The sequence below is a fragment of the Anabaena azotica FACHB-119 genome (genome assembly GCF_014697625.1).
GTDB lineage: Bacteria > Cyanobacteriota > Cyanobacteriia > Cyanobacteriales > Nostocaceae > Trichormus > Trichormus azoticus_A.
The window spans coordinates 114,406-134,852 of the sequence record NZ_JACJSG010000019.1; the positions used below are offsets into that span (position 1 = coordinate 114,406).

Annotated in this window: 21 protein-coding genes; 13 read left to right on the top strand and 8 right to left on the bottom strand. The window is 41.2% G+C overall.

Annotation, left to right across the window (positions count from 1 at the left end; genetic code table 11):
- Positions 1–18: 18 nt before the first annotated feature.
- The 6 genes from H6G83_RS15625 (at position 19) to H6G83_RS15650 (ending at position 4,740) form a co-directional block, all read left to right on the top strand.
- Positions 19–282, top strand: coding sequence for a hypothetical protein (locus H6G83_RS15625; RefSeq protein WP_190473847.1), 264 nt, complete (start codon positions 19–21; stop codon positions 280–282).
- Positions 283–597: 315 nt separating this feature from the next.
- On the top strand, positions 598–969 hold the full coding sequence (locus H6G83_RS15630) for a hypothetical protein (protein WP_190473849.1): 372 nt from the start codon (positions 598–600) through the stop codon (positions 967–969).
- 270 nt (positions 970–1,239) lie between these two features.
- Positions 1,240–3,870: a WD40 domain-containing protein gene (locus H6G83_RS15635; RefSeq protein ID WP_190473852.1), complete on the top strand. Its 2,631-nt coding sequence runs from the start codon at positions 1,240–1,242 to the stop codon at positions 3,868–3,870.
- Positions 3,871–3,925: 55 nt separating this feature from the next.
- Positions 3,926–4,165, top strand: coding sequence for a hypothetical protein (locus H6G83_RS15640; RefSeq protein ID WP_190473854.1), 240 nt, complete (start codon positions 3,926–3,928; stop codon positions 4,163–4,165).
- A 103-nt stretch (positions 4,166–4,268) separates the two neighbouring features.
- The gene (locus tag H6G83_RS15645; protein ID WP_190473855.1) at positions 4,269–4,481 is read left to right on the top strand and encodes a hypothetical protein; all 213 of its coding nucleotides are present in this window, start codon (positions 4,269–4,271) and stop codon (positions 4,479–4,481) included.
- The gene (locus tag H6G83_RS15650) at positions 4,468–4,740 is read left to right on the top strand and encodes a type II toxin-antitoxin system RelE family toxin (protein ID WP_190473857.1); all 273 of its coding nucleotides are present in this window, start codon (positions 4,468–4,470) and stop codon (positions 4,738–4,740) included. Before H6G83_RS15645 ends, H6G83_RS15650 begins: the two co-directional genes overlap by 14 nt.
- Positions 4,741–5,015: 275 nt before the next feature.
- On the opposite strand, the gene H6G83_RS15655 is transcribed toward H6G83_RS15650, so the two are convergent.
- From H6G83_RS15655 to cysE, 7 genes are all read right to left on the bottom strand, one after another.
- The gene (locus tag H6G83_RS15655) at positions 5,016–5,576 is read right to left on the bottom strand and encodes a (2Fe-2S) ferredoxin domain-containing protein (protein ID WP_190473860.1); all 561 of its coding nucleotides are present in this window, start codon (positions 5,574–5,576) and stop codon (positions 5,016–5,018) included.
- 113 nt (positions 5,577–5,689) lie between these two features.
- Positions 5,690–5,893, bottom strand: a complete 204-nt coding sequence (nifT, locus tag H6G83_RS15660) for a putative nitrogen fixation protein NifT (RefSeq protein ID WP_190473862.1) — start codon at positions 5,891–5,893, stop codon at positions 5,690–5,692.
- Positions 5,868–6,155, bottom strand: a complete 288-nt coding sequence (locus H6G83_RS15665) for a nitrogen fixation protein NifZ (RefSeq protein WP_190473864.1) — start codon at positions 6,153–6,155, stop codon at positions 5,868–5,870. Before H6G83_RS15665 ends, nifT begins: the two co-directional genes overlap by 26 nt.
- Complete coding sequence (nifV, locus tag H6G83_RS15670; protein WP_190473866.1) at positions 6,142–7,275, bottom strand: homocitrate synthase; 1,134 nt, start codon at positions 7,273–7,275, stop codon at positions 6,142–6,144. Before nifV ends, H6G83_RS15665 begins: the two co-directional genes overlap by 14 nt.
- Positions 7,276–7,689: 414 nt before the next feature.
- Positions 7,690–7,887, bottom strand: a complete 198-nt coding sequence (locus H6G83_RS15675) for a DUF2949 domain-containing protein (protein WP_190473899.1) — start codon at positions 7,885–7,887, stop codon at positions 7,690–7,692.
- 452 nt (positions 7,888–8,339) lie between these two features.
- A complete protein-coding gene (locus tag H6G83_RS15680; protein ID WP_190473869.1) occupies positions 8,340–8,579 on the bottom strand; it encodes an Asr1405/Asl0597 family protein in 240 nt (79 codons plus the stop codon).
- Between the two features lie 2 nt (positions 8,580–8,581).
- Entirely contained in the window at positions 8,582–9,334 is a 753-nt protein-coding gene (gene cysE, locus H6G83_RS15685) for a serine O-acetyltransferase (RefSeq protein ID WP_190473872.1), read from the bottom strand.
- A 797-nt stretch (positions 9,335–10,131) separates the two neighbouring features.
- On the opposite strand from cysE, the gene H6G83_RS15690 reads away from it, so the two are divergent.
- The 5 genes from H6G83_RS15690 to H6G83_RS15710 all read left to right on the top strand — a co-directional run bounded on the left by H6G83_RS15690 (position 10,132) and on the right by H6G83_RS15710 (position 16,420).
- Positions 10,132–11,313, top strand: coding sequence for a sigma-70 family RNA polymerase sigma factor (locus H6G83_RS15690; protein WP_190473873.1), 1,182 nt, complete (start codon positions 10,132–10,134; stop codon positions 11,311–11,313).
- A gap of 215 nt (positions 11,314–11,528) precedes the next feature.
- A complete protein-coding gene (locus H6G83_RS15695; protein ID WP_190473875.1) occupies positions 11,529–12,698 on the top strand; it encodes a DUF1822 family protein in 1,170 nt (389 codons plus the stop codon).
- A gap of 72 nt (positions 12,699–12,770) precedes the next feature.
- Complete coding sequence (locus H6G83_RS15700; RefSeq protein ID WP_190473877.1) at positions 12,771–13,238, top strand: DUF4870 domain-containing protein; 468 nt, start codon at positions 12,771–12,773, stop codon at positions 13,236–13,238.
- Between the two features lie 29 nt (positions 13,239–13,267).
- Positions 13,268–14,374: a Gfo/Idh/MocA family protein gene (locus H6G83_RS15705; protein WP_190473879.1), complete on the top strand. Its 1,107-nt coding sequence runs from the start codon at positions 13,268–13,270 to the stop codon at positions 14,372–14,374.
- Positions 14,375–14,989: 615 nt separating this feature from the next.
- Positions 14,990–16,420, top strand: coding sequence for a lipase (locus H6G83_RS15710; RefSeq protein ID WP_190473881.1), 1,431 nt, complete (start codon positions 14,990–14,992; stop codon positions 16,418–16,420).
- 188 nt (positions 16,421–16,608) lie between these two features.
- On the opposite strand, the gene H6G83_RS15715 is transcribed toward H6G83_RS15710, so the two are convergent.
- Positions 16,609–17,910 (bottom strand): mannosyltransferase family protein, encoded by a 1,302-nt coding sequence (locus H6G83_RS15715; RefSeq protein WP_190473883.1) that lies wholly within the window; start codon positions 17,908–17,910, stop codon positions 16,609–16,611.
- Between the two features lie 473 nt (positions 17,911–18,383).
- Between H6G83_RS15715 and dxr the strand changes: the two genes are divergently transcribed.
- A complete protein-coding gene (dxr, locus tag H6G83_RS15720; RefSeq protein ID WP_190473885.1) occupies positions 18,384–19,580 on the top strand; it encodes a 1-deoxy-D-xylulose-5-phosphate reductoisomerase in 1,197 nt (398 codons plus the stop codon).
- A gap of 450 nt (positions 19,581–20,030) precedes the next feature.
- Entirely contained in the window at positions 20,031–20,228 is a 198-nt protein-coding gene (locus tag H6G83_RS15725) for a hypothetical protein (protein ID WP_190473886.1), read from the top strand.
- The last annotated feature ends 219 nt before the right edge of the window (positions 20,229–20,447 follow it).

Consider the following 20,447-nt stretch of genomic DNA (forward strand, 5'->3'; position numbering starts at 1 on the left):
GCCCAGTGCCGCGCAATTATGATCAAGCATTATATTCTGACTTTAAATCCAACTGCCAAGCACGAATGGGATCGTTGCATTCTACGTGATCCATTGACTGCAAAGCGCCCAGACATTGCCAAATTAGTGGCTGAAGCAGTTGGTGCTGATACAGGCAGTTATCTGATAAGTGTGAATATCGAAGTCCAGGTTTTAGAACAGGCTGCTGTACCGCAAAGTGAACAACTTTCACTGCAATTTCCAGAGGTATCTGTGTCTACGCCTATGAGAGAAGCAGCCTAGCTTAACTCTGTGTCTCTGTGGCAGAAAATTCACCACAGAGGCACGGAGACACAGAGAGAAGAGTAATAATTTTGTCACTTAATTACATAAAAACCGAGTAGCGCATATGAGAAGAGGAAGCGGGAGAAAAAAGGGGTGAAATTGTCTATATTATATCCCTTTTTTTGTGCAATGTGAGTAAAATTTGACTATAATAGATATATAACGAAGGCTAAAAGCAAGTAATTATTTTGACCAGTCGCAAAGATAATTGATAAGCGGAAGAAGATATCCGCGAGTTTGTGCAATCAAGGTTTTGAGAGGAAGATTGTTTTGATGACACAATTGAATCATTATCCATCGGCGATCGCTCAAGCTGCCCAAAGAGTAAACGAAATTGACTCACAGTTAATGGCAGTGCAGCAACAAATTAACCGCTTTGAAGGAAATGCAGATCGTGTCGCCGCCTTTGAAAATCACTTGAAAAACGATGCCCAACGCCGGGCGCGTCGTTTTGAAGTGCTGTTAGTTAATCAGGAATATCAAAAGGCGATGGACACACTCATTCAACTTACTGCGGAAAAAGCAAATGCGATCGCGCATTTAGAATATCTGCGTAACCAGTTTAGTGTAGCTAAACTAGAAGCCAGATTGAAAATTGCCCAACAACTCACAGATGTTGAGTCGAGAGAATTAGTTGGGTTGTAGACAGTTGACAATTGACAGTTGACCAGACTTTTCACGGGATCTCGAAAACCCCTCTCCAAACCTCTCCCCTACAAGGAGAGAGGCTTTAATTGCTCCCCCTTCCCTACTAGGGAAGGGGGCTGGGGGGTTAGGTCTGTCGTTAACTTTTCCACATGACGTGAAAGGTCAGGGGTGTATGGGTGTAAGGGTTTTGAAGACATACACCCCTACACCCCTGTATTTCTTAGGAGTATGCCAAAATAGATACCAAGAAAACTACGGTTTTTATCTATGGTATGGACTCCAGGGCGGCAGTTATTTGGCAGACGCTATACAATCGAGAGACAATTAGGCGAAGGTGGAATTGGTATTACCTATCTTGCCAAAAATCGACAGGGTAATTTGCGCGTAATTAAAACCCTGCGTGAAGCCATACTTAATCATCCTGCTTGGATAGCGCATCAAAGTAAACTCAAGCAAGACTTTAAAGAAGAAGCGTTACGCCTAGCCTTATGTCGCCATCCCCACATCGTGGAAGTGGAAAACGTTTTTGATGAGGGTGACTTACCATGTATGGCGATGGAATACATCACCGGGGAAGATTTAGGTAAGCGGATAACCGAAAAAGGAGCATTACCAGAAGCAGAAGCACTCCAATATATTAGGCAAATTGGCGATGCTTTGATACTGGTTCACGACAAAGGTTTGCTGCATCGGGATTTAAAGCCAAGTAATATCATGATGCGTGCAGGGAAACCAGAAGCCGTACTAATTGATTTTGGTCTTGCTAGACAATTTATATCGGGTGCTGTTTTACAGCATACACAAAGTTTAACTCCCGGTTACGCGCCACCAGAACAGTATGCACCAGTAGAACAACGGGGAGAATATATAGATGTTTACGCCTTAGCCGCCACCTTATATTCTTTGCTGACTGGAGAGTTACCTATGCCAGCACCAGCCAGACTACAAAATTTTACCCTGCAACCACCAAAAGATTTTAATCCCAGTGTGAGCGATCAGGTGAATGAGGCGATTATGAAAGGGATGGCGTTAAATTACAAGTTGCGTCCCCAGTCGGTGCAAAAGTGGTTAGATTTGCTGGGTGCAAGCTTCATACCGCCAACACAACCAGTAGCACCTTCTGTTTACACACCCCCATCTTGGGAATGTGACCAAATTATTCCAGGTATTTCTGGAATAATAGCCTTTGATTCCCAAAAAGAAACCTTAGCAAGTGCGGCAGGTAGATTTATTCACTTGTTTTCATCAACTACAGGTCAACTTATCCGCACCCTAACTGGTCATTCTGAGAGGGTTTATTCCCTAGCCATCAGTAGTGATGGGCAAATTCTCGCCAGTGGTAGTTGGGACAAAACTATCAAACTCTGGTCAACAGCCACAGGAAAACAAATTCGCACCCTAACTGGTCATTCTGAGAGGGTTAGTTCCCTAGCCATCAGTAGAGATGGGCAAATTCTCGCTAGTGGTAGTGGGGACAACACTATCAAACTCTGGTCAATAGCCACAGGAAAAGAAATTCGCACCCTAACTGGTCATTCTAACTCGATTTTTTCCTTAGCCATCAGTAGTGATGGGCAAATTCTCGCTAGTGGTAGTGGGGACGATACTATCAAACTCTGGTCAATGGCGACAGGAAAACAAATTCGCACCCTAACTGGTCATTCTGACTGGGTTAATTCCCTAGCCATTAGTAGTGATGGGCAGTTTCTCGCCAGTGGTAGTGATGACAAAACTATCAAACTCTGGTCAATGGCGGCAGGAAAAGAAATTCGCACCCTAACTGGTCATTCTGACTGGGTTAATTCCCTAGCCATAAGTAGTGATGGGCAGTTTCTCGCCAGTGGTAGTGATGACAATACTATCAAACTCTGGTCAATGGCGACAGGAGAAGAAATTCGCACCCTCACAGGTCATTCTCACTGGGTTAGTTCCCTAGCCATCAGTAGTAATGGGCAAATTCTCGCCAGTGGTAGTGAGGACAAAACTATCAAACTCTGGTCAATAGCCACAGGAAAACAAATTCGCACCCTCACAGGTCATTCTGACTCGGTTAATTCCCTAGCCATCAGTAGTGATGGGCAAATTCTCGCTGGTGGTAGTAGCGACGACACTATCAAAATCTGGTCAATGGCGACAGGAGAAGAAATTCGCACCCTAACTGGTCATTCTGACTCGGTTAATTCCCTAGCCATCAGTAGTGATGGGCAAATTCTCGCCAGTGGTAGTGAGGACAAAACTATCAAACTCTGGTCAATAGCCACAGGAAAACAAATTCGCACCCTGACTGGTCATTCTAGCTGGGTTAGTTCCCTAGCCATAAGTAGTAATGGGCAAATTCTCGCTAGTGGTAGCGACGACACTATCAAACTCTGGTCAATGGCAACAGGAAAACAAATTCGCACCCTTGGAGGTTGGTTTCGTGGTCATTCTAGCTGGGTTAGTTCCCTAGCCATCAGTAGTGATGGGCAAATTCTCGCTAGTGGTAGTGAGGACAAAACTATCAAACTCTGGTCAATAGCTACAGGAAAAGAAATTCGCACCCTAACTGGTCATTCTGACTCGGTTGACTCCTTAGCCATCAGTAGTGATGGGCAAATTCTCGCCAGTGGTAGTTGGGACAAAACTATCAAACTCTGGTCAACAGCCACAGGAAAAGAAATTCGCATCCTAACTGGTCATTCTGAGAGGGTTCGTTCCCTAGCCATCAGTAGTGATGGGCAAATTCTCGCTAGTGGTAGTAAGGACAAAACTATCAAACTCTGGTCAATAGCCACAGGAGAAGAAATTTGCACTCTCAGTCATTTTGACTCAGTTTGGTCTGTCGCCTTTACCCCCGATGGAAGTAGGCTTGCTGCTGGAGACGATAGCGGAAATATTAAAATTTGGCGACGCATTTAGTTGTGCAATAACAGCGTCAAAATAGTAAGTAAGACTGACAAACATTAAAACCAACATGAAAGCATACGAATTTCCCGCCAACATCACCACTGAAGGCAAAATAGAATTACCAGATGTGATTTTGCAACAGTTACCAAATAACCAGCAGGTAAAAGTAATTATTCTCGTCAATGAACCCACAGAAGCAGAACAAGAAGAAGCAGCTTGGCAACGCCTTGCAGCCGAACAATTATTAAAAGGGTATAGCGAAGACGATGCAATATACGACACCATTAGGAACTTTACAACTAAATGATTGGAAAAAAGTGTGTCAGCACATCTCTCAAATGTGGTCTTCTATTGGCTAAAAAATCAAAATAGTAATAAGACTTGTACACCATCAACTTGATGTCATAACAATGCTAGAAATAAACAAAAATTACGTCATGGACGAAAATCAACAACCTATTGCTGTACAGATTCCCATAGCTGACTTTGAAAAAATTGAAGAGATATTAGAAAATTACGGCTTAATTAAACTCATGGCAGAGTCAGAAGACGATGAACGCCTCTCTAAAGATGAAGCATGGCAATATTACCAATCATTAAAACAAAAAAATGTGGAAGGTTGAATATACTAAAAAGTTCTTGAAAGAATTAGCGGATTTACCACAAGATATGCAGGCTAGGATTGAATCAATAGTATTTCAAGAACTAGAATCAGAAAATCCATTTGATTTAGGTTATTTGCAAAAAATGAAAGGCTACGATGATAAATATAAAATTCGCATAGGTAATTACAGAGTAGGTATTAGTGTTGATAAAGAAACCAAAACATTAATTTGTCAAAGGGTCGCACATCGTAAAGATATTTATAAAACTTTCCCTTGATACAATATCTTGGCGTTGCTGATTGAAAACATGAATTTGCCTCACGCAAAGGCGCAAAGTAACAAAGAAAAATAAAAGTTAATTTCATATTTCATACTAACTCTGGGGTGCGTCAGCCCCAATAATTGCGTACAAATTAAGGAATTTTCTACATCTGACGCACCCTACTATTGTGCTGTAGTCAGTTGACAATTGACAGTTGACAGTTGACAGTTGTTAGTTGTCAGGTTATTTCCACTGTCAACTGTTCACTGTTCACTGTCCCCTGTCCCCTGTCACCTGTCCCCTGTGATACAAGGATGTTCATCTGTTAAATAGCTTTCTAACAGAGTTGCGATCGCCTCTGGATGGATTTTCTTGTATTTCTTTTTACCCAGCATCAGAACGCAGTTAGGGGCGCTGCTACAGCGTTTTTGACAGTCGGTGTGTTCGATTTCTACTTTGTCACGTAAACCGCGATCGCACAAAGTTTTTTCTAATTCTGACAATAAACCTTTACCACCACGTTTGACACAACCAGCTTTCTGACACACCATAATTTTAGCTGGTGGTGATGCTATTTCAGCGATTCTATTACTAACTATAACTTGATAAGCTTTGAGTTTAATTGTGCCTGTATATTTATTTAACTTACAGACACCATAAATATTTATCGGTTCGCCTATCTCCAAAGAAGAACTTAAAGAACCACGTAATTTTTTTGGTAGCTTGACTAACACATCTCCAGAAGGAACTGCCAAACTTAAATATTTCAGTTTTCTCGGTTTCTTACCAGTAAAACCTAGAAAATTACCCTCAAGATTAAACTCTGATAACGTCAAAAATTTCTCACCCATTTTGATGCTTCTTCTTATAGGGTTGACAGTAATAGTAATTCGCCATTAAGTATAAAATACTCTGTGCCTCTGTGGTAAAAAGTCATCAACCACAGAAACACAGAGAAAAGATTTTATTCCAATCGTTTAGCTTCCAGAGTTTTGGGTAAATTAGCGATATCTGGTATTTCCTTAAATTCTAATTCCCAACCGTTGGCTAGAGTCAGAACTTTCCCTTCCGCGCCGTCTGTTTGTTTCACAACTACTTCTTCTAAATCTTTTTTAGGAACGTAGACTGTTAACTTACCGGCATCATTCACTCGTAACATCACTTTCATGGTTTTCCTCAGCAGATTCTAGTTCTTTTGCTTTACAACCGACAACGATTCCCTTATCCAAAAAATGCACGGCATAAATATAGGAACTTTGTAAAAAAGTACCTATACTCGCTACGTAACCTATATCTCCTTTTTTGGCTAAAATCTCTCCGATTTCTCTGCCTGGAAATGTGCCATCGTTTTTAATTTGTTTACGAAGTCTGACTTTTTCTCCGACTTCATAAACTGGTTCTGAATCTAACTCGTATTCATCGCGCTGCATGAGAATACCTCTGTTCTTTTACCAAGTTCAACAGTTCTTGTACAGTCAAACTACTTTTTTTCTTAACTGACTGTTGGCGTACTGCATCTAAAACAGATTGGATTTCTTCTGCGTTGAGAAAAATTCCATGCTGTTCTAATAAATTAGAGATTAAATGTCTTCCTGAATGTTTACCTAGCACTAAACGGCGTTCCCAACCGACTTCTTCAGGTGCGAATGGTTCATAGGTATCAGGATTTTGCAGTACACCATGTGCATGGATACCTGATTCATGAGCAAAGGTATTTTCACCAACGATCGCCTTCCAAGGTGGTACATTAGCACCAGATGCAGTTGCGACTAGTTGCGACAGTTCCAACAAACGGGGTGTGTCAATACCCATATCTACGCCATAGATGCGTTTGATAGCCATCACAACTTCTTCTAAGGCGGCGTTCCCAGCTCTCTCACCCAACCCAATCACGGTAGTATTGACAGAAGCAGCGCCAGCTTTAATTCCTGCTAAGGCGTTAGCTGTCGCCATGCCAAAATCATTGTGTGTATGGATTTCTACAGGAATGCTTAAAGCTGAGACGAGTAGTTTAACTTTTCCGTAGGTGGTGAAAGGATCTAGCACTCCTACTGTGTCACAGAAACGAAACCGGGATGCACCCCATTCTTGAGCGTATAATGCCACATCCAAGAGGAAGTTTTCATCAGCTCTGGAAGAATCTTCCCCGCCCACTGCTACCCAAAGACCCTGATCAACTGCGAAGCTGATACAATCTTTGAGTCTTTGCAGACTTATCCGCCATTGTCCGTGGAATTTCGCAGCGATTTGGATACCGGAAACAGGAATCGCAATATGCACGCGCTTCATTCCACAAGCGATGGAAGCCTTGATATCTGACATAACGGCGCGGTTCCAAGCCAGGAGGTTGGCGTTTAAACCTAAGTGAGAAATTGCACAGATAGCACGCATTTCTTCCTCACCCATCGCTGGGATACCGACTTCTAATTCAGGTACACCGATATTATCGAGAAATTTGGCGATCGCAACTTTCTCTTCTAAGGTAAAAGCCACACCTGCGGCTTGCTCACCATCACGTAATGTAGTGTCATTAATGAGAACTTTATTCATCTCCAACGTCCCTCTTAGAAATTTTCTTAATATTCTTTTTTGGTTGAGAGTTGATTCTGCAATTCCTGGTAATAATAAATGCTCGTTACCACTCTGGAAATAAGAATGGTAAATGCTATATACTCTCGTGTTTAATATTTCAACTTCATCATTTCTAAATATTAGCTAAAAAATCACAATATATCTGTATGACAGAGAACCAAAACCATGTATCTTTTAAGAATAAATTTGTAAAAAATACGCGAATTTTCACAATAAATATATTTTCAAACTAAAGGTTAGAAAGCCTAAACAAATATCCAAGCTATCGAGTACTTTTTCAGGAAAAATTTAAATTTGCGTAGATATAAATAAATATCCTTTTTTATTAAAATAAATTGACAAATGAATTACTTATTTAGCAAAGATTATCAGCTAACTCTCGTTATATAACCAATCTAAAATTTGTTCTAGCTGTTGTAAGTCCACTAACCCATACTGCCAGAGGAGCATGGGTAAAGGCCCATTGTCAAACTCTTGGTGTTTTAGAGCTACAGCCATGTCTTTATCAGACAATTCAAGTTCGTTATGTAAAAAATCTAGTAATTCTATATTTTTTTTGCCAGTGGTCATCATATATTCAAATTGTTGATTGAGAGAAATTTGCAAATAGAGCAGTAGCCACATAGCTGAGGAAATGAGTCAATCATAAAATCCTGATAGTAAGCAGCTAAAGCATCTGTTCCCTGTACCCTGTAACCTGTCCCCTACTATAGTAAAGTTGCCAGTTTTGGCTAAACTTACTTCTTGATAATCAATAGTTTCAGGACAGGGATTATATTAAGTTCGCTTAAATACTTATCATATATTGGGGGCTGGTAATAGGTAATTGATAATCGGTAATGGCTGAAAACAATTACCTATTAGCTATGACCAATTACCGACCAAAACAACCATATTATAAGTAATGAGCTGAACTTGATATTTGATGTATTTTTGTGAAAATCATCTTTGCATCACAATTTAGTCCTGAGACTCTATTGATTAAATATTCCAGATTAGATAGAGAAAAATTTTGACCTTTGCTAGTCATGGTTGCAATACCAGCAACGCTCTAGCCAGTCGATTAATTCTTGACGGGAACCTAGAAACTGCATCACCGTACTGCGGACTAAAATTGCAGTCAGCCAATTATTCACTTGCACCCGCAATGATCCATCTGCATGACAGGAACAGGGGATCATCAATTCTTGCAATCGGTGATAAATCTGCCAGCGATCGCACAAGGGTATCTGCAACACTTGAGAACTACAAGGTGGTAACATAATTATCTATCTTTCGTCAACAGTTCTTGTGACTTTGCTTGATCTATCAGAGTTTTTTGCAGTTTTTGTTCAAGTTGTTCGATGCGCGTCAGCAAAGAACGAATTACATCTGCTTCCAAGTCGGGTAACTTTCCATGTTCCAGAGGCGAGAGACTAGTCTTAGGTTGGGTCACAATGCGCCCTGGAACGCCGACAACAGTACAATCTTCGGGGACATCACGCAACACAACTGAACCAGCGCCAATACGCACGCGATCGCCAATCGTAATATTTCCCAAAACCTTCGCACCCGAACCCACCACCACATGACTCCCCACCGTGGGATGACGCTTCCCGCTTTCCTTAAGAGTACCGCCCAGAGTCACACCCTGGTAAATTAGGGCATAATCTCCCACAATCGCCGTTTCACCGATGACAACGCCCATCCCGTGGTCGATAAACACACCTTTACCAATCACCGCACCCGGATGAATTTCAATTCCCGTGAGAAACCTAGCCAAGTGCGAAATCAAGCGCGGGAAGAAAACCACTCCCCGACGATGTAACCAATGGGCGAAACGGTGTAAACAAATAGCATGAAGTCCGGGGTAACAGAAGATAACTTCCAACCAATTCTGCGCCGCCGGGTCGCGTTCAAAAATAATCAGAAAATCACTCAACAATGGCTCTAAAAAAACGCCAGAGAGTAGATTTTTCAGCAGGGATGTATGTGATGAATCCTGGGGATTCTCGATACCGTCTAAGGACTGTTGCATCTGTACTATCTGGTTAAAAGAGCCTTGTGCTTTTTCTGCTTATATCAGATTGCTCCACAGCAGACAGTACATTAAAAGCCGATTGGATTTATTGGAATAATTAAGCCTGTACTCAACAGCTACGAACCCTACCTTAGTTAGATTTAAAATCTCTCTTGGGGTATAGGTACTAGTATTGTGGGGACGGGGTTCTAGTATTTCCCAACAAGGGTGTCAGAATTTTTGTACTCGCTACAAATAACTTAATATGTACGACATTGATACGATTTGAGCCAGATAGATTGAGATATATTAAGCTGTACTCAACCGCCCTGGATTATCAAGTAGACAGGACTATAAATTAATTTTCTGTATCTCCAATCACTATAACTATTTTAGGATTTTGGCACTTAAAAAACCAAATTCTTCATTTTATTTTAGCCTTTATTTTCTGTATGTACATATACCTTTTCATCAGGTAACTAAGAAAAAATGATAGGCATTCCTCCACCTGTTAATTTAACTAATAAAACTCTGATCTTTTCTCTGTGGTTTAATAGACCTCTTGCAAAAGTCGTTCTTAGCGTTCTTTTCTTTGCGTTTTTGCGCCTTTGCGTGAGACAAAAAAAGATTTATGCAAGAAGTCTAATAAATATACTTATAATATCAAGTCAGGCTAATTACTTACGATATGGTTGGTTTAGTTGGTAATAGGTAATTGTTTTCTCCGATTAGCAATTACCTATTACCAATGACCAAAGCTGACGATATGATAAGTGTTTAAGCGGATATGATATAAGTGGGTTTCCAATTTTTATATGCAACCTCGGCAAAGCATTATTGCAATCTTTTCTACATTTGTACAATTCGATGCCGATCGCTTCAGTGGTTGGGCGACTGAATCACGCTTGCGTCGCAGCATTCAAACTTGTCTCCAGCATACACCAAAAGAAACTTCGGAATATTTTTGGGCATTATATTGGTATAAATTTTGGCAGCTTCCAGAAACTCAATCCTTAGCCAAGCAACATCTCACAGCTTATTTACAAGAACCTTGTTATTGGATATCCCAAAAAACAGCCGCTAGTTTTGTGAGTACGCAATATAGATTACCTGATTGTTTTCAAGTGGCGATCGCCCAAATTGATCGAGTCCTGAAAAGCTTCAATCCCAGCCAAACGAGTACCCTGAAAAACTACGCTAGCATAATTTTTGGTAGTGTAATTCGGGAAACTTTACGCCAACGTCAAGAAATTGATATCTGTACAGATTGGGGTTTATTACGCAAAATCAGCCAAAAGCGTTTGCATGAGTCTTTACAAAATGCTGTATCCTTAACAGAAATTCCTGATTACATCCTGGCGTGGAACTGTTTTAAAACCCTATATATCCCCACAAAAGCGGCTAATTCTCGCCAACTGTCTCGACCAGATGATACCATTTGGGAAGCGATCGCCAAAGCCTACAATTCCCAAAGCAACCAACCAGCCACCGCCCAAACTATCGAAAAGTGGCTATTAAATGCAGCTAAAGCGGTGCGTAATTATCTTTATCCTACATCTGATTCTCTCAACTTAGCCAAAGGTGAGGATGATACTTATGAGTTGCTAGATCATCTCCCCGCAACACAACAGCCATCCCTAATTCAAGAAATTATCGCCCAAGAAGAAGAACAAGCCAGAAATTCCCAACAAGCCCAAATTCATCAAGTGTTAGTAGAGGCGATCGCACAACTCGCAGCCCAATTACAACAAATTCTACACCTCTACTACCAGAAAAAACTGAATCAAGATAGCATTGCCCAAAAATTAGACATCAAGCAGTACACTGTTTCCCGACGCTTAACCAAAGCCAAGGAAACCTTACTCAAATCTGTAGCTAGTTGGAGTCGAGACACACTGCATATTTCTTTAACTTCCGACATACTCAAAGCTATGAGTTCATTGATAGAAGACTGGCTACAGAATTACTACGATGACTCTAATACCAATTCTCCATGAAATTGCGCCGAATAAACAATGTAGAGACGTTGTATGCCAATCTCTACAGCGCAGAATAAAGTGCATCTTCATCAAGAAACGGTATAACGCATAAAAATGCTAAAACAGTCGGAAATTCACTATTAATTAAGAATTCGAGATTTTCGCGTCTGTTCAGGAAACAGCAACTTTCCCCGCTAGTTCCACCAGCCAAAGAGATCCCCGGAGTAAACCCTATGAATGCTAACCCCACTGTATTCACTTTTGCTGACTCGACAGACCTGATTTTAGAAATTCCCACCTCTACAGCAGCAAAGAAGGAAAGTCAGTTATTTTCTCATCCCTATGGGCGTTATCAAGCGGAACTCAACAAAATCTGCTTAGATACAGTCTTACCTTGGTTACAGGCAGATTTTTCTCCCCAAGCAAAGGTATGGCCCTCGACTGCGACTCTACCCAGCTTTTGGGAACTGGTGAATGGAACCGCAGTTATAGTTGACGCAACTAAATTTGTTCTGGTTCCCAGTGAAAATATTGATCACAGTGAATTTACTGTACCGCAAGAATGGGTAGATTTACCAAGCTGGGCTGGAGATTATTATCTAGCTGTGGAAGTAGCAGCAGATGCAGGCTACGTCAAGGTTTGGGGTTATTGTACTCATGCACAACTGAAGCATCAAGGCAAATATGAGCCAGGCGATCGCACTTATTCTTTAGACGCGAGTGATATGATTAACGATATAACTGTGTTAGCTGTAGCATGGGAATTATGTCCTAATGAAGTCACCCGCACTGCCATAACACCATTACCCACATTACCACAACAACAAGCCCAAAATCTCATCACCCGCTTAAGCAACCCAGAAATCATTCACCCCCGGTTAGCCATTCCTTTTCCATTATGGGGTGGACTGATTGAACATGGTGGCTGGCGACAAAGCCTGTATGAACGCCGCATAGGACTACCCGAACAAAGGTCTGTGCTGCAATGGTTACAAAACGGCGTATCCCAACTAGCTGCGACTGTGGGTTGGGGACGGTGGAATTTACAATTAACTGGGGCTAGGGCTAGGAGTGTAGAAGATAGACAAGCTAGAGTCACCCTATCGCGCAGATTAACCATAGCAGGTCAATTATACGAACTGTTGATTACGCCCCAAGGCGAACCAGATGCGCCCTTTTGGCGGTTTGAGTTACGCAATGCAACTGTGGGTGCGGCTGTTCCTGGTGGCTTTAAACTGCGACTCCTGACAGAAGACTTACAGCCATTTCCCAATAATGAAGATATTGCCACAAATGCCGTAGAACAACTATATGTTGAAGTTGCCCTAGAGGCTGGAGAAGGCATAGTTTGGGAAATTGAACCCCTACCAGAAAATTATGATAGAGAAATTCTTAAATTTTAAGCGGTTGTGGGGCTTTTTTTTTGGATAATGTGAATAAGCATTCATTCTCAAACCAGATGAGATAATCAGCACATGAGAGTAAAACACAACAAACAAATGCAACTCTGGGCAATGTTGTGTCATTTCTCAGCCTTGTTAGCATGGTTAATTTTATTTGCTGTAGTCTTTGTGGGTATACCTTTATTTTTACCCCTAAATATCTTAGCCCCCTTTCTGATTTGGAAATTTCGCAAAGTCAAATATCCTTGGGTAGATTTTCAAGGTAGAGAATCCTTAAATTTTCAAATTTCCTTAACCTTTTATATTTTATTTGTCATAGCTATCTCATTGTTATTAGTGCTAGCTAGTTGCAGTGTTGCTGTCACTACTAATGGTGAAATCAATCAAGTCAGTGCAGTTTTAGACGGCTTACTATTTATTTGGATGTGCTTTACTGTAGCCCTATTTTTATTACAATCATTCCTCGTAACTTTTGCCGCCGCAAAAGCTTACAATGGTGAACATTATCGCTATCCTTTTACATTGCGAGTTTTGCGGTAGTAGGGGGATTATATCGGCTCATAAAGTTTATGGTTTCTGGATTACATACAAATCAGGGTAAAATCGGCGTGGCAATTGTCGGGACTGGCTTTGGTCAAAAAGTGCATCTCCCCGCATTTCAAGCCCATCATCGTACCGAAATAGCGGCAATTTATCACCGTGATATTCATAAAGCTCAAGCTATTGCCGAAGCTAATAATATTCCTCATGCTTGTGATAGCATAACTGCAATAGTCAATTTGCCGCAAGTGCAAGCAGTTAGCATTGCCACACCGCCTTTTCTGCATTATGAAATGGCAAAAGCAGTGCTACAAGCAGGGAAACATTTACTCCTAGAAAAACCTGTGACCTTAAATGTAGCCCAAGCGCAAGAACTGGATGAATTAGCGCAAAAACAAGATGTCATTGCGACTGTAGATTTTGAGTTTCGCTTTGTTCCGGCATGGCAATTATTGGCAGAACTACTATCATCTGGTTATGTAGGAACCCCACGTTTAATTAGAATTGACTGGTTAGGTTCTTCCCGCGCCGATACTTCCCGTCCTTGGAACTGGTATTCTTCTGTGGAAAAGGGTGGTGGTGCTTTAGGTTCGTTGGGTTCCCATGCTTTTGATTATATTCATTGGCTGTTTGGGCCAGTCCGTAGATTGAATGCACATTTGAGTACAGCCATTCCTCAACGGGTTGACTCTGCTAGTGGTGAGTTAAAGCCAGTAGAGACGGATGATACTTGTATGCTGTCACTGGAATTAGCAAATGGTACACCTTGTCAAGTGACCATCAGTGCTGTAGTTCATGCTAATAGAACACACTGGGTGGAAGTGTATGGCGATCGCGCTACTCTAGTGCTGGGTAGTGAAAATCAAAAAGACTACATTCACGGTTTTCGCCTTTGGGGTTCCCAACCAGGTCAACCACTCACAGAAATCGAAATTCCCCAAAGATTACTCTTCCCCCAACATTACCCCGACGGACGCATTTGTGCCTTCCTGCGTGTAGTAGACCAATGGGTACAAGGAATCGACCAGCACAAGCAAATAGTACCATCTTTAAAAGAGGGGATTTACTCTCAGTTGCTAATGGATTTATCTCATCAATCTCACACAACTGGTAGCTGGGTAGATGTGCCAAGTTGAACGTAAGTTCGATGAGTATGCTTTTGACCTCACCCCCAGCCTCTATCCTACTAGCTTGTCTAGACTAAAATAGTGCAGCGAAAAATCTATCATCTTATTCATCTGCGTTTATCTGCGTCCATCTGCGTTCAATTGTTCTCAAATCTATTGCCACATTTTAGCCTTGCCAGTCCACCACAGTTAGTCAGTCCAATAGCCAGTAGTAGCGTGGCAAGACTAAAGTAGTGCATTAGATTTAAATAAAAAACCGCCGATGAACGCCGATGAACGCCGATAAAAAGAATTTTTATTGCAACATTTTAGCCTTGCCACGCCAGTAGGGTGCGTTAAAGCAGCGCATAACGCACCAATAAATACGGTGCGTTACGGCTAATTCCGACTCTCTCAAACGCTCAAATCCTTTCAAAGCCGTAACACACCCTACTTAATATTTATTTTATAAATAACTTCTAAGTGTAATAACCCGCATAAGATAGCTGATTATAAATAATAAGATATCACAGCGATCGCTAATTAAAGTAAAGATTTTCAAAGTAATTCTTTTCAAAACTGTAATGAATACAAACACCTGCAACTGGCACATTATTAAGTAGCAATATATTTTAGGAAAGAGTTATGGCTAAACTCGTTGCGATCGGTGATAGCTTGACACAAGGTTTTCAGAGTGGGGCAATTTATAGGACTGATTGGTCTTTTCCAGCTATAATTGCTCGTTCGATGGACTTAAAAGTACCTACAGATTTCCGCATACCCCACTTTCCAGGGAGTGGTTTGCCTATAAATATCGAGGAAGCACTGCGCTGGATGAGAACTCAACTGGGCAACAATATTGACCTAGCCGAGTGGATAGTGCGATTTCCCGTGCTACTGGGACAATTTATTGATGGGGTAGAAGACCTATATGAACGAGGGCCAGGCTCTCATCCAGCCGCCTTTGGCGGAACTTATCACAATTTGGCAGTGTGGGGATTTCGAGTAGCTGATAGTTTCACAATTACTCCTAATTATTGCCAAAAGGCGATTCAGAGCGAGGAGGGATGGATAGAAGATGATTTTTTGGGACTTCCATCTGCATCTATGTATCGCACTGCACTAAGAGTCCTCAATCCAAAGTTGCGTCAAGAGAGAATGAACTGGTCGCAGTTAGATAATTTGAGGCAAATTGTCAAAGAAGAAGGGCTGGAAAACCTCATCCTATGGTTGGGTGCTAATGATTCGTTAGGCACAGTCCTGGGTTTGGAACTTAAAGATATGGAGAATACCGACGTTACAACCGATCCCATTGAAAGGAGAAAATGGAATTTAACTAATTTGGAGGTTTTTCGCCGTGATTTCATGCAGCTAGTTGAAAAGGTTCAGGAAATTATTCCAGATGATACGCAAGTTTTCATCGGCACAGTACCCCATGTCACCATCCCGCCTGTTACTCAGGGAATACCCCCGTTTGATGGCAAATATTTTCAATATTACGGTCGTTTTTTTGCTAAAAAAGATAACTTTTCTCCTCTCCTTAGCAAGCATCTCAAGCGTGAGCAAATCGAAAAAATTGATGCCAGAATTGATGGCTTTAATAAAATAATTCGGGATATTGTCCAAACGCAGGGAAGCAATTGGCACATCGTAGATACTTGCGATGTTTTAGATAGACTAGCTGTCAAAAGAAATGAGATGACTGACACGCCCGAACGCCCTCTTATCGATTACTATGCAGCTAAACGATTTAACGACCACCCGCTACTACGTCTTTCTCCAATACCAAGTATTCTCCGCTTAGGTTTACGTGATGGCAAAAGAGTGAGTGGGGGACTCTTCAGTTTAGATTGTGTCCACCCATCGACAATTGGTTATGGAATAGTTGCTGAGGCATTTTTGACTGTGATGAAGGAAGTTGGAGTTCCTGCTGCCGATCCGGTTCGGATCAATTGGTCAGAAATTATTGCACATGATTCACTGCTGCAAGCGCCTCCCATACTGTGGCAAAATATCGTCTCAGCTGCGGAAAATAATGCTATTTTGTGGGATGTGCTTTTCAATGTTCTTTACTAAAGTTTAGTATTTTGACTTTAGAAACTGTTTGTAAAGTAAATCTTAAGTAGTGGAATGGCAAGGCTAAAATGTTGCTTTAATTAACCACAGAGGCACAGAGACACAGAGATAAAAGAGTAATTTTATGGCAAAATTTTAGTCCGGTCACGCCACTACAGTAATTTTATTTTTACTTTATAAATAACCTCTTATCCTACCCATTGTTCTTGAGCAAATCCTACAGCTATTCTGGCGAGTAAGGTAATAAACAAACCTAAAACAAAATATCCCTGACGAGGATAGCGAGATAACAACATACCCATTGCAATACTTAAAGGAACTATGCCATAAGCTAAACGGCTGAGGGATATTGTACCGCCGGACGCAAGTAGCAAACCGATACCACAACAGCCATAAATCAAAGTTACAGGAGTCAATTTACTGCGACAATTCCATAAACTATAGCCACCACCAACAACCATAGAAACATTGAGTAGGCGGTTAAGAAAATCTTCTGGTGCTATTAGTAATAGGAATAAAACTGAACTGTAATACCCATAGATCATTTTGGCATTCAGGTATTGGCGGAAATGGTATAAACAATATCCTCCGCCTACAACCAAAATAAACAATAAAGGATGCCAAGGGTCATTAATTAGACCAGACTCTGGTTTCACCCAACCCCATTGCCAGTTTTGGGAACCCAGCACAATTTTCATCAGCATATGGAACCATCCTTGCCAGTCGAACCCGAAAGATGGTCGCCAACCTCGTTGTGCAACGATAAATGCTAGGGGGTCTTGGAAACGGAAAGCACAATATACACTAAATAAAATGACTCCTGTAGCGGTGGCTAAACCTGCAATGTAAGCCATAAATGATCTACGTTGTTGCCAAGCGGCGATCGCAAATGCTGGAACCATCGCCATTCCTGTAGGTCTTGTGGCTGTGGCTAATGCACCCCAAACTGCTGTCCAGCCATACTGCTTTTGATCAAATGCACGTAAGGCGGCTGTACTTAAAAATAAATACAGCCCCTCTGTATAAACTACTCCGGTAAACATGGCAGATGGATACCAAGACAACACAACTGTACCCCATCTGGCAATTCTCATACCGTAGTAACTCTTTAACCACAAGTATAAAAAGTAGAGTGCTGCCAAAAATGCCAAATTGTTGATTAAAAGACCTGCTACTTCAAAGGGCAAACCAACATTCATTAACATCCTAACGCTGAAGGGATATAGGGGAAAGAAAGCTAAATTATGCTGTTTACCATCATCAACAAATTCGTAGCCTGTGGTAGCGATCGCTCTGTAATGTACACTATCCCAAGCGTCAAAGATTCCCCAGCCTAAACTAGATAAGCCATCCGGCGCTGATGGTAAATTGGGCGCAACCAACAACATAGTAATCCAAATTACCACTCGACTGAGCAGCCACATGGCGATCGGAAACACAAAGTCATTTTTACAAAAAAATTTTGTGATGAATATTTGCAATTTAGCCATAGACCTGAGTCTTTCCTAAATATCCCTTACGCATTGTCACCTCTATGGTGATCACCCTATAGTTTGGCATTCCTGAAAAACTGTAGGCAAAAATTTTCCCTAGTTTGCCAGGATTCCAAATTATATTTTGTTTTTATGTCAGTATTAAACAATTATCATGTGATGATTTCCGGGAAAATTTTAAGCATTTATAATTAGTTATTTCGTATTAATATATACATAATTTTAGCAAAAGTTAATTACTGAGTAAAAATACTATCTATAGATAAATACTTTTGATGTTATCTCCGAGGTAGTTGAGCGCAGTCGAAACTACCACGTAGTCGAAACTCGATTACCGCGTAACGCTGCACTGAGCGCAGTCGGTCGAACCACTACCTCCCGCCAAAATACAAATCAATTGTGGCGATCGCTCTATATTAATGAGTCCTCAGCAATTTATAGTGAGAATGTCAGTAAATCCTTAAGCAATTGTGAAAAGTATTACTCTTGTTGGTTCCACTGGTTCAATTGGTACTCAGACATTAGATATCGTCACACAACACCCAGATCAGTTTCGGATTGTGGGGTTGGCGGCGGGAAGCAATGTGGAAATGTTGGCAGAACAGATTCGCAAATTTCGCCCCCAAATAGCGGCGATTTCTGCTGCGGAAAAATTGCCAGCACTGCAAGCAGCTATCAAAGACCTTGATCCCCAACCTATTTTACTAGGTGGTCAAGCCGGAGTGATTGAAGTTGCCCGTTATGGCGATGCCCAAACGGTTGTTACTGGTATTGTGGGTTGTGCGGGGTTACTCCCCACCATCGCCGCCATAGAAGCAGGTAAAGATATTGCTTTGGCGAATAAGGAAACCCTCATCGCCGGCGGCCCTGTGGTATTGCCCTTAGTAGAAAAACACGGTGTTAAATTACTCCCAGCCGACTCCGAACATTCTGCCATCTTCCAATGCCTCCAAGGCGTACCTCAAGGCGGATTGAGGAAGATTATCCTCACAGCTTCCGGTGGTGCTTTCCGAGATTGGGATGTAGAAAGATTAGCACAGGTGACAGTGGCTGATGCCTTGAAACATCCTAACTGGTCGATGGGACGGAAAATTACTGTAGACTCAGCCACTTTAATGAATAAAGGTTTAGAAGTGATTGAGGCTCACTTCTTGTTTGGGTTAGATTACAAAGATATCGAAATCGTCATCCATCCCCAAAGTATTATTCACTCACTCATTGAGCTACAGGATACCTCTGTTTTAGCGCAACTGGGCTGGCCGGATATGCGTTTACCCTTGCTGTACGCTTTATCTTGGCCGGAACGCATCTACACCGACTGGGAACGCCTAGATTTAGTCAAAGCTGGTAATCTCACCTTCCGCGAACCCGACCATCAAAAGTATCCTTGTATGCAGTTAGCTTACGCAGCCGGGTTAGCTGGCGGTTCCATGCCGGCTGTGTTGAATGCCGCCAATGAACAAGCTGTGGCTTTATTCTTGGATGAGAAAATCAGATTTTTAGATATTCCTTGGTGTATCGAATTAGTTTGCGATCGCCATCAAAATGATAACTGTGCAAATCCCTCTTTAGATGACATTTTGGCAGCAGATCAATGGGCAAGGCAAGAAGTTTTAACAGCCACTAAAAATTTAGCAAATCAACCTCAGATAATTTCTGTACAGTAGTACCATTCCACAAATATTCTGATACACATATATTCTTCCTTGGGTGGGCAATGCCCACCTTCTCATGGTTTTGCTGGGCAATGTCTACAGATAATAAAATTTTTCCGAAATCAAATCAGATGCTTATGTATTACCAGATGGAAAAATATAGTAGGTGACAGGTAACAGGTAACAGGTGACAGGTTTAATAACTCCTGTAAATAAAGATTTTACGACTTGTCAATGGTGGTTTTGTCCAAAAATTTATTTTAAATTAATAAATTTAGTAATTATTTTATGTATAATCATCTTGCAATAATTACTCAATAATTTACGCAATTATTAAAATAATATAATGCTAAAAACAGCATATTGGCAATAAATTATACAAGTAATTATTAAATATAAAAATATACATCTACTAATTAATCTACCGGAAAATTAAAGATAAATTTCAAGGAATTTTTATTTATGGTTCCTACTCTTATTTTAGCTTGGATTGTCTTCGTGATAGTTTGGAAAGTATTAAAAGCAACTATTACCAATGCCTTAACTATTGCAGCCATCCTCGTATTACTAAACATTGGTTTTGGCATCACACCGCAAGATATCTGGCATCAAATCATGCAGTTTGCTAAAACGTTATCACAAGTATCAAGGGGGAGATGAGGGAGATGAGGGAGTGGGGGGGAGCAGAGGAGCAGAGGAGCAGAGGAGCAGAGGAGCAGGGGAAAAAATACTTATTTCCCAGTCCCCAGTCCCCAGTCCCCAGTCCCTTTCAAGGGCAGGTTTTTTGAAGAATCAGATGTTAAGATAAATCGTCGTGACACAAAGCAGGTCATGAGCAAAGATTCGGGTTTAAACAGTTGGATTGCGATCGTTAGCCAA